This is a genomic window from Dactylosporangium sp. CA-233914 (assembly GCF_050942935.1).
GTDB lineage: Bacteria > Actinomycetota > Actinomycetes > Mycobacteriales > Micromonosporaceae > Dactylosporangium.
In genome coordinates, this window is sequence record NZ_CP192030.1 from 3,383,064 (window position 1) to 3,397,213 (window position 14,150).

At 72.7% G+C, this 14,150-nt stretch carries 10 protein-coding genes and 2 pseudogenes; 7 read left to right on the forward strand and 5 right to left on the reverse strand.

What is annotated here, in order from left to right; translation table 11 throughout:
* Positions 1 to 47: 47 nt before the first annotated feature.
* Positions 48 to 1,103, forward strand: a complete 1,056-nt coding sequence (locus tag ACQPY0_RS15600) for an NAD(P) transhydrogenase subunit alpha (RefSeq protein WP_432989313.1) — start codon at positions 48 to 50, stop codon at positions 1,101 to 1,103.
* Here ACQPY0_RS15600 and ACQPY0_RS15605 read toward each other — a convergent pair.
* Together ACQPY0_RS15605 and ACQPY0_RS15610 are read right to left on the reverse strand one after the other, a co-directional pair.
* Positions 1,083 to 1,727 (reverse strand): PhoU domain-containing protein, encoded by a 645-nt coding sequence (locus tag ACQPY0_RS15605; RefSeq protein WP_432989315.1) that lies wholly within the window; start codon positions 1,725 to 1,727, stop codon positions 1,083 to 1,085. The two genes, ACQPY0_RS15600 and ACQPY0_RS15605, sit on opposite strands and share 21 nt — an antisense overlap.
* A gap of 45 nt (positions 1,728 to 1,772) precedes the next feature.
* Positions 1,773 to 2,615, reverse strand: a complete 843-nt coding sequence (locus ACQPY0_RS15610; RefSeq protein WP_432989317.1) for a universal stress protein — start codon at positions 2,613 to 2,615, stop codon at positions 1,773 to 1,775.
* A gap of 125 nt (positions 2,616 to 2,740) precedes the next feature.
* Between ACQPY0_RS15610 and ACQPY0_RS15615 the strand changes: the two genes are divergently transcribed.
* Positions 2,741 to 3,112 carry a hypothetical protein gene (locus tag ACQPY0_RS15615; protein WP_432989319.1) on the forward strand — a complete coding sequence of 124 codons (372 nt, stop codon included), beginning with the start codon at positions 2,741 to 2,743 and terminating at the stop codon, positions 3,110 to 3,112.
* Positions 3,113 to 3,174: 62 nt separating this feature from the next.
* On the opposite strand, the gene ACQPY0_RS15620 is transcribed toward ACQPY0_RS15615, so the two are convergent.
* The gene (locus tag ACQPY0_RS15620) at positions 3,175 to 5,502 is read right to left on the reverse strand and encodes a glycoside hydrolase family 9 protein (RefSeq protein WP_432989321.1); all 2,328 of its coding nucleotides are present in this window, start codon (positions 5,500 to 5,502) and stop codon (positions 3,175 to 3,177) included.
* A gap of 158 nt (positions 5,503 to 5,660) precedes the next feature.
* On the opposite strand from ACQPY0_RS15620, the gene ACQPY0_RS15625 reads away from it, so the two are divergent.
* Positions 5,661 to 6,245 (forward strand): CBS domain-containing protein, encoded by a 585-nt coding sequence (locus tag ACQPY0_RS15625; protein ID WP_432989323.1) that lies wholly within the window; start codon positions 5,661 to 5,663, stop codon positions 6,243 to 6,245.
* Between the two features lie 55 nt (positions 6,246 to 6,300).
* Here the strand turns inward: ACQPY0_RS15625 and ACQPY0_RS15630 are convergent, their stop codons facing one another.
* Positions 6,301 to 7,170 (reverse strand): universal stress protein, encoded by an 870-nt coding sequence (locus ACQPY0_RS15630; protein WP_432989325.1) that lies wholly within the window; start codon positions 7,168 to 7,170, stop codon positions 6,301 to 6,303.
* A 388-nt stretch (positions 7,171 to 7,558) separates the two neighbouring features.
* Between ACQPY0_RS15630 and ACQPY0_RS15635 the strand changes: the two genes are divergently transcribed.
* The 3 genes from ACQPY0_RS15635 to ACQPY0_RS15645 all read left to right on the forward strand — a co-directional run bounded on the left by ACQPY0_RS15635 (position 7,559) and on the right by ACQPY0_RS15645 (position 10,998).
* On the forward strand, positions 7,559 to 8,452 hold the full coding sequence (locus ACQPY0_RS15635) for a universal stress protein (RefSeq protein ID WP_432989327.1): 894 nt from the start codon (positions 7,559 to 7,561) through the stop codon (positions 8,450 to 8,452).
* Positions 8,449 to 9,354, forward strand: coding sequence for a universal stress protein (locus tag ACQPY0_RS15640; protein WP_432989329.1), 906 nt, complete (start codon positions 8,449 to 8,451; stop codon positions 9,352 to 9,354). Before ACQPY0_RS15635 ends, ACQPY0_RS15640 begins: the two co-directional genes overlap by 4 nt.
* 1,359 nt (positions 9,355 to 10,713) lie before the next feature.
* Complete coding sequence (locus ACQPY0_RS15645; protein WP_432995255.1) at positions 10,714 to 10,998, forward strand: hypothetical protein; 285 nt, start codon at positions 10,714 to 10,716, stop codon at positions 10,996 to 10,998.
* Positions 10,999 to 11,217: 219 nt separating this feature from the next.
* Here the strand turns inward: ACQPY0_RS15645 and ACQPY0_RS15650 are convergent.
* Positions 11,218 to 12,027 (reverse strand): annotated as a pseudogene (locus ACQPY0_RS15650) (universal stress protein); the annotation flags it as partial.
* Between the two features lie 239 nt (positions 12,028 to 12,266).
* Here ACQPY0_RS15650 and ACQPY0_RS15655 point away from each other — a divergent pair.
* Positions 12,267 to 14,147: pseudogene (locus ACQPY0_RS15655) on the forward strand (heavy metal translocating P-type ATPase); the annotation flags it as partial.
* Positions 14,148 to 14,150: the final 3 nt, after the last annotated feature.

The window sequence follows — 14,150 nt, forward strand, 5'->3', positions numbered from 1 at the left end:
CACGGACGGGGTAACGTACCCCGTATCAGCGGTGAGGCGACATCCCGATGACACACCAGACAGCCGGCGTCTACAGCGAGACCGCGCCCGGCGAACGGCGAGTGGCGGTCGTGCCCGCGGCCGTCCGTCCCATCCTCGACCTCGGGCTCGCGGTTGTCGTCGAATCGGGGGCCGGGCGCGAGGCCTGGTTCCCCGACACCGCCTACACCCGGGCCGGGGCCAGGACCGTGCCGCGTGCCGAGCTGTTCGACACAGCCGACATCCTCATCGGTGTCCGGCCACCGAACATCGCCACTACCCACCGCTTCCGTGCCGGACAGGCGCTCATCTGCCTCCTGCAACCGCTGCACGTGCCGGACCTGATCCGCCGCTGGGCCGATCAGGGTCTCACCACGATCGCCGCCGACCTGATGCCGCCCACCCCGGGCCGCGCCGGGCCGACGGACTTCCTCGGCGCACAGGAGCGGGTCGTCGGCTACCAAGCGGCGCTGACCGCCGCCGACATCTTCGGCCGATGCCTTCGCGAACCCTCTCCCGGCGGCGGCGCCGGCCCGCCCGCGCGGGTCCTCGTCGTCGGCCGCGGACCGGCGGGCTACCAGGCCGCCGCCACCGCGCGCCGGTTGGGTGCGGTCGTCCACGCCTGCGAGGCTCGTCCCGGATCGTGCGCGGAGATCGCGGCGAGCGTTCCCGGCAGCGACATCGTCATCGTCACCGCCGAGATTCCGGGCCGGCGGCCGCCCGTACTCGTGTCCGCGCGAAGCATCCGGACCATGCACCCCGGAGCCGTCGTCCTCGACACCACGGCCGGCGCGTTCGGCCGCGCTGTCGAGCTCGCCCAGCCCGCCGTCACCCGGGTGGTGGAGCCCGGCATCACGGTCGTCGGCGACGACAACCTGGCCTCCAAGGCGCCCACCGGCGCATCGACGGCCTACGCGACGAGCATCGCAGCCCTGCTCACGCACCTCGTCCGCGGCGGTGCGCTGTCGATCGACCTCACCGATCCCGACCAGGCCGAGATGGTGGTGACACATCACCGGGGCGTCCTCAATGACGCGGTTTGGCAGCGAATCCTCGACCAGATCTCACTGGCGGGCCTGCCCTGAGTGCCCGCCCAGGATCGCGTGCCGAGCCATGGAAACCGCGAGCTCAGCGCAGCGTGTGTAGTGCCGGCAGGCCAATGAGGCGTCCAGCGCGGCATCCACGTCGACGGGGGCCGGGTCGTGCAGCAGCAGGCGGTAGAGCCGCTGCCGCAGCCGGCGCACCTCGGCATCGGCCGCTTCGATCCGCGCCTCCGTATCGGCCCGCGGCGACCTTCCGGCGCTGCCCGCCGCGGCCATCATGTCGACACAGACCCGACCCATGCGGCACACGACGGCCCGCACGCCGGCTGGTGCCGCCGGCCGTGCCGGTCGCGATCCGGCGATCTCAGCCAGCTGCCTCGCCAGTCCTTCGACGCACTCCGCGTCGGCGTTGACCTGCGCGGCGGCGACGATCGTCCGCACCGCGACCGCAGGCGACGCGACCCGGGTCGCCTCGATCGCCACCGCCTGATCGTCGACGGCCTGGCGCAGCGCGTACAGAGCCTTCTCGGCGTCAGGCAGAGCGCTCGCGGCGGACGGACCGGAGTCGCACAGAGCGTTGGTGACGTGCTCCAACGAGATTCGCGAGCGCTCGATCACCTCGACCAGGTGACCGCTCAGCCCGCCGGGGTCCTGACGTTTCCACACTCCAGGCTCCTGCTGGACGGTCGTTTCACGGACAGATCCCCGGCCTCAGTGGCGGGCCACCAGCACCGGCGCGGACGCGTGATCGAGCACCTGCTGGGTGACCGAACCAAGCCGCAGCTCGTCGAAGCCGCCGGTACCGCGGGGGCTGAGCACGACCATGAGCGCGTCGCGCGACTCGGCGAGCAGGACCGGCGCCGGCGCGCCGTGGACAGCGCGCAGTTCGACCCGGACCCCGGGGTATTTGGCTCGCCAGGGCTCCAGGTCCGCTGCCAGCGCCTGGCGCGCGTTGTCAGCGAGCCGGTCCCGGCTCGCGGCGAACCCCCAGCGGTGCGGCGGTTCCTGCCAGGCTCGCAGCGCGATCAGGTCGGCGCGGCGTGACGCCGCTTCAGCGAAGGCCAGCTCGATGGCAAGCTGCGCATTGTCCGAACCGTCCGTGCCCACCAGCACCGGCCCGTGTCGCGGAAGCGCGGCCGCCGGGTCGGCCCAGCGCTGCGCGTCGTGCACGACGAGCACCGGGCAGTGGGCATGCGCCGCTACCTGCACGCCGAGGGAGTCCACCGGCAGCGCCACGAAGCCACTCGGCCCGTGGCTGCCGACCACGACCAGGCTCGCGTGGCGGGACTGCTCGACGAGGACCTGGGCGGCCCCGCCCTGCCAGGTGCCGGTGGTGACGTGGAGGCCGGGTTGCGAGGTCCGCGCCTCCACAGCCGCCTGTACGGCCAGTTGGTGCTCGTCGGGTGCCGGTTCGTTCTGACCCGAAACGCCCAGCGCGTGGGTGATCTGCAGCGGCCGGTGGAGGCGTACCGCCTCGTCCGCGGCCCAGCGGACGGCGCCCAGGCTCGCTGGGGAACCGTCGACGCCGACGATCACCGGCCGTTGGCTGCTCATTGCCGATGGCGTACCCCGCGGAGGTAGTAGGTATGCCGCGGCGGACTCGGCAGTTCGAGGTCCAGCGGGCGGTTTGATTCGGGCGGCTCTGGGAAACGGGTCGCTGGCAGAGGCGTCGGCTTGACATGGCAAACAGCCTGGTGGAAGTGGTCGTTATGTCCGTCGAACTGCATGACGCGATCGACAGCATGAGTAAAGTCCAGAATCCGGCCGAGCAGCAGCATCTGGTGCAGTCGGCGGTGGAGCTGATCCCGCCGGGGCAGCGCGAGGCGGTCGTGGAGAACGTGGCGTCGTCGATCCTCGGCAGCCCCTCCAAGTGGGTCACGAACGTCATGTGGCTGATCGTGTTCGGAGTGCTGAGTGTCGTTGTGGTCGGGGGCACGTTGCTGGGGCTGAACGCGAGCGGTAGCGGGCAGACCGCCGTGTTCGGGTTCGTCGGCATAGCCCTCGGCGCCATCGTGGGCATCCTCGCCCCCCGGCCTGGAGCGAGGGCGTGACCGGTGCGCCGGCCCGCGTCAGCCGTACCTGGCGGGGTCGCCGACGACCATGCACTGCTCTTCTACCGGGCGCCGGTGGATGCCTGGACGAGAACTGACCAGCCGGGTGGAAGCACGACGTTCACCTGGTGGTCCTCGCCCATGGTGATGACGACGTCGTCGGGCAGCCCGGTCAGTGGTGCCGCGATGACCGGCGCCGGTGGCGTGTCGTGGGCCCCCACGTCGGCGGCGAAGGACGCCACCCAGGACAGGGCGGAGTTCCAGTTGATCGCGACCTCGTTGGTGGACCAGGACTGGATGTCGTCGAGGTAGCAGAACTGCGGTTTGGGTCGTTCGGTGGTGGTGCCGAGGAGGGCCTTCTGCGCCTTGGGGTCCTCCAGGCCGGGGTTGGGCCCGCCCGCGACCGATCCGAGCGGAGGCTGCGGCAGGTTCGGGTCCAGCTCGTGGGCGTACATGCGACTGTGCTGGTTGTGCGAGAAGTGGCTGCCGTAGCCGGTGACGTAGGACTGGTTCAGGGCGTTGCGGCCGAGGATGAAGTCGAGGCCTTCCAGGACGCCGTCGCGGTAGCGCCGCTCGCCGGTGAGGTCGAAGGCGGTGGCGATGACGACGAGCTTGTTGAGGATGATGCTGTTGGAGCCCCAGGTGTAGTCGTTCTCGCCGAGCGGCACACCGTATGCCTGGTCCTGGATCGTCTTCAGGTAACGGTCCGCGGCGGCGCTCACCGAGGCGCGGGCGGCGTCGCGGTCGCCGTCAGGGAGCTTGCTGGGGACGGTGGCCAGGTCGATCCGGCCGAGCGCGGCGACGAACTTCCAGTCCGGGCCGGTGTCGTGGAACGCGTCGCCGGTCCAGTACGGCGAGGAGCGCAGCGCGTCGAGGTAGGGCTGTTCGCCGGTGGTGATGAACAGCTCGGCGGCGGACCAGTAGAACTCGTCGCGGACATCGGTGTCGTCGTAGGGACCCCCGCCGTTGCTGTCATCCGGACGGGCGAACATGCCCGGGTGGTCCTGGGCGGCCTTCCACGCGGTGCGGGCGGCGGCCAGGCAGCGGTCGGCGAACGCGGTGTCGAACGGTCCGTACAGCCGGGCGGCCTGGGCCGCGGTCGCGGCGAGGTTCAGCGTCGCCGCCGTCGACGGCGGGTGCAGCTCCCGCGGCTGGGGGTCCTGGTCGGGCAGGCACGGCAGGCCGGTCCAGGCCCGGTCGTGGACCTTGTGGTGGGCCATGCCGGCGTTGGGCTTACCGGCGGGGATCTGCATGCGCAGCAGGAATTCCAGCTCCCAGCGGGCCTCGTCGAGGATGTCCGGCACGTGGTTGCCGTGCTCGGGGATGCTCAGGCTGCCGTCGTCGAGCGCGGCGCTGGTGACCATGCGTGCGGTCTTGGTGCGCTCGTACTGGCTGAGCAGCTGGGCGGTGGCGATGCCGCCGTTGACGACGTACTTGCCCTGGTCGCCGGCGTCGTACCAGCCGCCGTGCACGTCGAGGGTGTAGTCGCCGACACCGGGCTGGCACGGCACGCTGGTGTCGCCCTGGTTGGGTGGCACGCCCACATGACCGGCCGGGCGGGAGTATCCGGGAGCGAGCGCATTGTCGATCGCGATGCCGCTGCGCTGCAGGTAGAAGAAGTGCAACGCGTCGCGGCGCAGCCGTTCGTAGAGCGAGCCGGCAATGTCGAACGGGTAGCTGCGCTGCCCGTCGAGGCGCAGGGTATAGCCGGTTCCGGGCGTGCTCAGCGAGCTGAAGTCGATCGTGTGGACCTGCTGCCCGGACGACGCGTCGAGCCCGCGGGGCGTCGAGTGCCCCGACGCCGCGACCGCACCGGTGCTGGTGGCGACCTGCCAGGACAGCGGGCCCTGCGCATCGCTCACCACCGTGGCGTGCTTCGGGCCGGACGGCAGGTAGCCGACCTGGTTGACCCGGATCGGCGAGCCGGTGTCCGGCCGGTACGGCTGCGCCGCCGTGCCGCCGACGAGGGACACGTCGTCGAGCGTGCACGTCCACGCCGCGTCCGACCCGCCCAGCTGGAACGACACCTGTCCCCGGTCGGTGTCCAGATTCGAGGTGAACGAGTACCGGTACTGCTTCAGGCTCGGGTCGAGCCCGACGTTCTGCGACCACGTCGCCGTGTACGGCTCGTCACTGAGCTGCACCTGGGTCCGTATCGTCACCGGCCGGCCGGCCGACGCGGTGAACGAGATCGTGTACTGCGCGTCGCGCTCCAGCCGGATGTCGTTCTGCCCGACGATCACGTCGTACGGCTGGCGCCGGCCACCGGGCACCTGCACCTGCAGTTTCCCGCCCACCGCCGACATGTCGGCACCGGCGGCGAACCAGCCACCCGTGTCGTTGTTGTCGAAGCCCCCGTTGAAGACCTTCTCGCGCGGATCTGTTGTCATGCCTCCGACCCTGCCCGCGCCGGTACCGCGCGACCTCACCCCGACCGGCGGCTCTTCTCAGTTCCGTCGCCGCTGATCAGGACGGCGTGAACGCTCCTCAACTGGGCAGACACCCGCCGGTGGGTCTCATTACGGCTTCGCGAAAGGTGTGAATGGTCATGCACGCCAAGGACATCATGAGCGCGCCGGCGCGCACGGTTCGGGCCGATGCCCCGCTGGAGGATGCGGTTGCCCTGCTGGAAGAGGTGTCCATCACGGCCGCGCCGGTCGTCGATGAGCACGGTGCGCTCATCGGGCTGATCAGCGAGCTGGACCTTCTGCGGCACCAGACGGCCGGCCCGCTCGCCGGTGAGGGCTCCGGCGCGCCCCGGGTGGGCGAGGTGATGTCGGGACTGCCGGTGGTGGCCTGGCCAGAGGCGAACGTCACCGACATCGCCGCGACGATGGTCCAGCAGGGTGCGCACACCGTCCCGGTGGTCGTCGACGATCACGTCGTGGGCGTCGTCAGCCGCTGCGACGTGCTGCGGACCATCCTGCCGACCGACGGTTCCGCTCAGGGGGAGGCGCAGCGGCGGCTCGATGCCTACGCGGGCGGACGTCACCGCTGGTCGGTCACCGTCCACGACGGTGACGCGACGATCGGCGGCACGTTCGACGACGAGACCGAGCACGCGGTCGCTGAGGCGCTGGTGCGCACCACCGCGGGCGTGGCATCGGTCCACCCCGCCGAACCGCCCGCCTGACCGCGATTCGCGAGCGCCCGGTCACCTCGACCAGGTGACCGTTCAGCCCGGTCCGCTATCGCACGACGGCCACCGGACAGGCGGCGTGATGGATGACGGCCCGGCTGACGGAGCCCAGCAGCAGCCCGGCGAAGCCGCCACGCCCGCGGGAGCCGACGACCAGCAGCTCCGCGCCGGCGGACAGCTCGGTGAGCACGGCCGCCGGGCGGCCGCGGACGACGGCGGTGCGCAGGTCCACGTCGGGGTACTTCTCCGCCCAGCCGGCGACCGACTCGACCAGCGCGCGGCGCTCGTCGTCGCGCAGGCCCTCCTGATCGCAGATCAGCGGCAGTATGTCGTTCGGTCCGGTGGGCTCCGGCCGCAGGTACGCGAGGACCGCGGTGAGCCCGACGCGGCGGAACGACGCCTGTTCGAACGCGAACTGCAGTGCGCGCTCAGCGTCGTGGGATCCGTCGATGCCGACGAGGACCCGGCCAACCTCGGGGCCGGCCGGTCGAACGGTGTGGCGCACGATGACGACCGGGCAGGCGGCGTGAGCGGCGAGTTCGACGCCCACGGAACCGGCGAGCAGGCCGGTGAAGCCGCCGAGGCCGCGGTTGCCCACGACGACGGCGCCGGCGTGCCGGGAGGCGGCCACGAGCGCGGCGGCCGCCTGCTGGGCGGGCGTGTCGGTGCTGATGTCGAGGTTCGGCGCGACGTCACGGGCCCGGAAGACCGCCGCGCCGAGGATCTCCTCGACGGACTCCCGCATGGCCTGCTCGTACAGCCGCGGCGGCGCCGGCGGGAACACCGCGGGCCACAGAAACGCGTGCACGACGCGAAGCGGGCGTTGCCGGCGCATCGCGTCGGCGGCAGCCCACTCGACGGCGTTGAGACTGTTCGGTGAGCCGTCGACGCCGACGATCACCGCGGTGTCGGTGCGCATGACAGGTGCCCCCTTCAGCTGATGTCAGCCCGGTGTCGGCCGTTACGGGTCAGGCTCGGCGCCGACCGGCGCCAGGCGAAGCTTCACGTCGACCGCGGTACAGTCCATGCCGCCTTCCGGCGGGTGGATCTCGGTGGCGGTCCTACCCGGTAGGTCATGGTTGCCTCCAGCCCGTGATGCCGCGGTCCGCGGCGTTCGGAGGAGTGCGCTCTTGCCCGTACACGTCATTCTCCGCCCGAGGCCGGGGCGAACGGCAGGGGCGGAAGCCCCCTGTGTGCCGCGGGCCGGGCGGTCGGCTCATCCTCGGCGGGCGAATCGGTCGGGGTCGGGGTGTGGTTGTGATCGGAGTGGAGACCGTAGGCACGCGAGCCGTCGAGCGGAGGTTGGCGTGAACGACGGGATGGTCGTGGTCGGCATCGACGGCGGGGAGCCGTCGTTGCGGGCGGCGCGGTGGGCCGCGGCGGAGGCGACCCGGCGAGGTGTGCCGCTGCGCGTGCTGCTCGCGTTTTACTGGAGAACGCCGTTGACCGCGTTCGCGCCGTCGGGTGAGCTCGCCGAGGCCGCGCGGCGGTTCGCCGACATGCTCGTCGCGGACGTCGCGCGGGAGGCGTCCGCCGCGGATCCTGAGGCTGAAGTGCGGGCGGCGGCGTTGCCGGGACACCCCGCCGAGGTGCTGCTGAAGGCCGGCGACGACGCGGCGCTGCTGGTCCTGGGGACCCGGGGCCGGCACGCCGCCACCGGAACTGTGCTCGGATCGGTCAGCCAGCAGGTCGCCGTCCACGCGTCGTGCCCCGTCGTGGTCGTCCGCGGGCGGCCGGACCCGACCGGTGACATCCTCGTCGGCGTCGACGGTTCCCCCGCATCGGACCTCGCGCTGGCCCTGGCGTTCGACGAGGCCCGGCAGCGTGGCTGCGGCCTGGTAGCGGTGCGGGCCGTCGAGACACCGCTGGCACCACTGCCGGTCGGTGCGCCCCCGGTGTTGTACGACACGGCCGAGGTCCAGCGCGTGTTGGCCGAGCAGGCGGTCGAGCAGGTGAGCGAGGCGAGCAAGCGCTGCCCGGACGTGCGGTGGGAGTGTCACGGTGTTCCCGGCGACGCCGCCGATGTGCTCGTCGAGCGTTCGCGGCGGGCGCAGCTGGCGGTCGTCGGCAGTCGCGGGCGGGGCGGGTTCACCGGCCTGCTGCTCGGCTCGGTAGGCCTGCGTCTGCTGCACCGGGCGGACTGCCCAGTGCTGATCGCTCACGCCCCGCACGGCGCTCAGGGACCGGAGGAAACGTCATGACCGCCGCATCCATGCCCGCCGCCTCCGTCGTCGTCGGCGTCGACGGCTCCCGCGACGGTGTGTATGCCCTGCAGTGGGCAGCCGCCGACGCGGCCCGCCGGCACCGCCCCCTGCACCTGGTCTACGCCGGTGAGTCGCCGCAGCACCTCCACCCGCCGGTGGGGCTCGCGCTGCCCGTCTCATACCAGGAGGATGCCCGGCAGGCCACCGAACGGATCGTCGCCGGTGCCGTGGTGCACGCCCGCGACGTCGCGGTCGATCTGCGGATCACCACCGAGATCGTCGCCGACCGGCCGGTGCCCGCCCTGCTGAACGCGTCGCGACATGCCTCGCTGGTGGTCGTCGGCAATCGGGGTTTCGGTGGCTTCGCCGCGCTGCTGGTCGGTTCGACCGGCGTCCAGCTCGCCGCGCACGCCGAGTGCCCGGTGGTGATCGTGCGCCGGCGCGGCCGTGCGGACGGGCCGGAAGCCGGCCGGGTCGTCGTCGGCGTCGATGGTTCCCACGATGCCGAGCACGCCCTGCAGTTCGCCTTCGAGCAGGCCGCGTTCCGCGACGCCGGGTTGACGGCGGTGCACGCGTACTGGTTGCCGGCCCCGGTGGAAGCGGGTGGCATCACCGCGGTCGTGTACGACCAGGACGAGGTGCGCGACGAGGAGCGGCGCATGCTGTCCGAGTCGCTCGCCGGCTGGCGGGAGAAGTACCCCGACGTCGACATCCGCCCGAACGTCGTGCCGGGGACGGCCGGTGGTGCGCTCACGGACGCCTCGACCGGTGCGGAACTGCTCGTCGTCGGCGCACGCGGCCACGGCGGGTTCCCCGGACTCCATCTTGGTTCGGTCAGCCAGGCGGTCATCCATCACGCGTCGTGCCCGGTCGCGGTCGTCCGCCCGCCGCACGGCTGACCCAGGCCGCAATCGTCGCGGTGGTTCGGGACCATCGGCCCGAACCGGGCGTTCTGCCCGGCGCTCACGGCTGTGCGGCCTTCAGCGGCCTTTGTCATCTTGCGTAGCGAGCCTCAACGCGGCATGTGCGTGCACCATTTGACATTACCGCCGGCTGTGCGGGGCAGCGGGTCCGGCTGGATTCTGGGAAAATGAATCCATGGGGCAGCTACAATTGTTTAGCAAGTCTGAATTGGCTGCCATGCGTGACCGGACCAGGTCGCGTCGTTATTCCGCGGCGAATGAGGAGTTCCGTCGGGAACATGCTCGGCATCGCGCGTGGGGCCTCGCCCAACGACACGCCGAGAAACTCCGCCGAATACGCGCGAGCACCCCGTCGGCAAGCGTCACTGCCGACGGCCAGGAAGGCTCAGTGAACGAACTGCCCCCGGCCCCAGCCCCAGCCCCGGCCCCAGCCCCAGCCCCAGCCCCAGCCCCAGCGCCAGGCGCGGCCCCAGCCCCAGCCCCAGGCCCAGCGCCAGGCGCGGCCCCAGCCCCGGCCCCGGCCCCAGCGCCAGGCGCGGCCCCAGCCCCGGCCCCAGCCCCGGCGCCAGGCGCGGCCCCGGCCTCGGTGTCACGCACGGCCTCGGCGCCACGGACGACCCCGGTATGGCCCAGCCACAACCCCGGCACCGGCCACGGCCACGGCGCGGCCGCCAGCCACGACCACGACCTCGGCGCGGACGCTGGCCAAGGCCCCAGCCAGGACCTCGGCACCGCCGGCCAAGGACAGGGCCTCGGCACGCCAGCGGACGAAACACCGCCAGCGGACGAAACACCGCCAGCGGCCGAAGTGCCGCCGGTGGCCGAAGCGCCCGCGCAGCCTGGACAACCCCGCGATCGATACCGGCCCGGGCGACCACACTGCAGTGCGGCACGCATGGCGCCGATCAACCCGGCTCCGCCTCGCAGCATCGGCCCGAGCCCATTGCATCAGCGCCATCCCGCCGGCCCGTCGGTGCGGCGCGGGCACGCCCGCGAGAATCCGCGCCGGCCCGCTGACACGGCACCGCGAAGCAATACCGGCGAAAATCAGCGCCGGCCAGCACATGAGAACTGTTCCCGGGAAATATCACGCACGAAATTCGTCAATCCCTATCCTAATGGACCACCGACCAGAATTCCGAGCGCCTCAATAACGACGACGACGGACGAGGTGCGCGCGTCGACCGTTTCCTTCACCATGGGTGGCGTGAAGCTGCGCCCGGCGCGGGTTGGGCCGATGCCAAGCAGTTGGCTGCGCTGTTGCGGGCTGGCGCCGATCCGAACATGCCCGGCCGCGGCGGGGGTACGCCGCTGTGCCGGGCCGGCGTGCAGGACATGGCGGACAACGTCCGAGTGTTGCTGGCGGCCGGGGCGGATCCGAGCCTGGAACGCGGTGCGGGCGAGGAAGGGCTACCGCTGTGCGGTGCTGCTTGCTGGGGGCACGCCGCCACGGTGCGGGAGTTGTTGGCCGGCGGCGCTGACCCGAACTTGCGGGAGGACGACGGTGGCGGGCACGCCGCCGCTGAGTGGGCCGACATCGGCGGGCATCGCGGCAGCGTCGAACTTCTGCGCTGCCGGTGCGATCCCTCGCCGCGATCTACGGAGCGCGCCACAGGGTAGGCGTACGGACGGTGACAGCCGCCGCCGGCCCGCTGTGCCGCGTCGGCGACATGAGCGCGCACGTGATCGAGCGGGACTGACGAGTCCGCTGCACGCGATTGGCGGCGTGTACCGGCAACCCCGGTGAGCCGATGCAGCGGCTCGTGAACGGTCGTAGCGGTCCGCGTGGTCCAGCACCTGCTGGGTCACCGAGCCGAGTCTGAGGTCGTCGAAGCCGCCCGCTCCACGAGGACCGAGCACGATCATGAGCGCGGCGCGGCCTTCGTCGAGCAGCGTCGCAGCCGGCGCACCGCGGACAGCGCGGAGCTCGACCGGCACGGTCGGGTAATTCGCCCGCCATGGCTCCAGCTCGGCGGCCAGCGCGTCGTGAGCCTCGGTGGCGCACCGGGTGAGGTCCGTGGCGCGGCCCCACCGGTGGGCGGGCTCCTGCCAGGCGCGCACCGCGACCAGTGGCACACCGCGCGACACCGCCTCCGCGAACGCCAGTTCCACCCCGAACTCGGCGTACGCCGAGCCGTCGGCGCCGACGACGACCGGCTGATGCTGTGGCAGCGGCGTTTCCGGGCCGGCCCAACGCTCTGCGTGGACCAGCACGGGACAGCGCGCGTGTGCGGCCAGTTGCAGCCCGACGGAGCCGATCCGCAGCGAGCGGAAGCCACCCAGCCCTCGGCTGCCCACCACGACGAGAGCGGCGGATCGCGACTGGTCGACGAGCACGCGGGCCGGGCTGCCGTACCACGTGGACGTGGTGACGTGCAGGCCGGGTTGCCAATTGCGGGCCTCGACCGCGGCGTGCAGTACGACCTCGTGCTCGTCGGCTGCCTGTTCGAAGGCGCCCGGAACGGCGATCGCGTGGGTGACCCGCAGCGGCTGCCCGTGGCGCACCGCCTCGTCGACGGCCCAGCGGACCGCGCCGAAGCCGGCCGGCGAGCCGTCGACACCCACGATCACCGGTCGACGATCGGCGGTCATGACACCTCCCGTTGTCGGCGGATCCGCCGCAGGTGAGCGGCCTTCCATCGGCACCATGCCCCGGCATGCGCCGCGGCGGCAGGCTCATCCGTCCCGTCCCGGCCGGACCACCTCCGGGAGCGAGACGTCATCCACACATCGGTTCGGGACCTTCGGCCTTGGAACGATGGCCGGGACGCGTGGAGCATGAAATGAGGTCGGTCGGCTGTACCGACCCCCTGGGAACGGAGGGCGGCGATGTCCTTTCGATACGGGCCGTTCGGCGGCCGGCCGCATCCAGCCCCCGGCACCGCGCCATGAACGAGCAGCGCGACCGCGCGTCGCAGCCGCGAGGTTCCTGGCTGTGGGCCGCCCGGGAGGCCATCCTGTTCTGGCTGGTGACGCTGCTGCTCATCGCCGGTGTCGCGGCCGCCGTCGCGGGGGCGGGCGGCTGGGCGTCCGGCCTGTGGGCCGGCGCGGCGCTGGTCGGGCTGGCCTACTCGACGATCACCATCGCCGTATCGCTGTCACGCCGCCGGCCGTCGGTGGATGTCATCGCGTGGCTGGCACTGGCGGGTGCACTGCTGGTCGGCGAGCCGCTGGCGGGCGCGGTGATCGCTGTCATGCTGTTCACGGGAGGCGTGCTGGAGACGCGGGCGTCGGCCCGGGCCCGCCGGGAACTCGGGCGCCTGGCCGCCGGCGCGCCCCGGATCGCCCGCCGTGCGGGCCCGGACGGCGTGGACGAGATCCCGGTGGACCGGGTCGCGGTCGGCGACCGGCTGCTGGTCGGCGCGGGCGAGCTCGTCCCGGTCGACGGCCGGCTGCTCGACGACGGCGTGTTCGACGAGTCGGCGCTGTCCGGCGAGCCGCTGCCGGTCGAGCGCCGGGCCGGCGACAACATCCGCAGCGGTGTCGTCAACGCCGGGGCGGCGGCGCGGATGCTGGCGACCGAGACCGCGGCCGCGTCGACCTACGCGGGCGTGGTGCGCCTGGTGGAGCGGGCCCAGGCCAGCAGCGCCCCCTTCGTCCGCCTCGCTGACCGGTTCGCGCTGGCCTTCGTACCCCTGACGCTGGTGGCCGCCGGGCTCGCCTGGGCGATCTCGGGTGAGGCGGTGCGAGCCGTGGCCGTGCTGGTCGTGGCGACCCCCTGCCCGCTGCTGCTGGCCGCCCCGATCGCGATCATGTCGGGTGTATCGCGGGCGGCTCGCTACGGCGTGATCCTCAAGGGCGGTGCGGCGCTCGAGCGGCTGGCCGCCGGGCGGGTCCTGCTGTTCGACAAGACCGGCACGCTGACCCGCGGCCGGCCGGTGCTCTCCGCGGTGGTCACCGGCCATGACCTGGCGGCCGGCGAGGTCCTGCGGCTGGCCGCCTCGCTCGACCAGTCGTCGGCGCACGTGCTCGCCGCGCCCATCGTGACCGCCGCCCGCGACCGCGGGCTGAGCCTGCCGGCGGCATCGAACGTGCGGGAACGGCACGGCTTCGGCATCGAAGGAACGGTCGAGGGTCACCTGGTACGCCTCGGCAAGGCGGCCTGGGTCGTCGACGGCCCCGCACCGGACTGGGTGCGCCGCGCCCGCCGGCGGGCCACGCTGGACGGGTCGCTGACCGTGTTCGCGGCGGTGGACGGCCGGCCCGCCGGAGTCCTGCTGCTCACCGATCCGCTCCGGCCCGACGCGCCGCGCATGATGCGCACGCTGCGCAACGCCGGCATCGAACGCACCGTCCTGATCACCGGAGACCGGGCGGACATCGCGGAGACCGTCGGGCGGGTCGCCGGCGTCGACGCCGTGTACGCCGATCGCGACCCCGCCGACAAACTCGCCATCGTCGGCGCCGAGCAGCACGCCGCACCGACCGTCATGGTGGGAGACGGGGTGAACGATGCCCCGGCGCTCGCCGCCGCCGGTGTCGGCGTGGCCCTGGCGGCCCGCGGTGTCACGGCCGCCGCCGAGGCGGCTGACGTGGTGCTCACCGCGGACCGCGTCGACGGCCTCGCCGACGCGATCCTCGTCGCCCGGCGCGCCCACCGCATCGCCCGTCGCTCGGCCGCGACCGGCATGGCCCTGTCGCTGGCCGCGATGGTCCCGGCCGCGGCGGGGCTACTCACGCCGGTGGCCGGTGCGCTGCTGCAGGAGGCGATCGACGTCGCGGCCATCGGCCTCGCCCTGACGGTCCTGCTGCCGCAGCGCACGCACACCGTC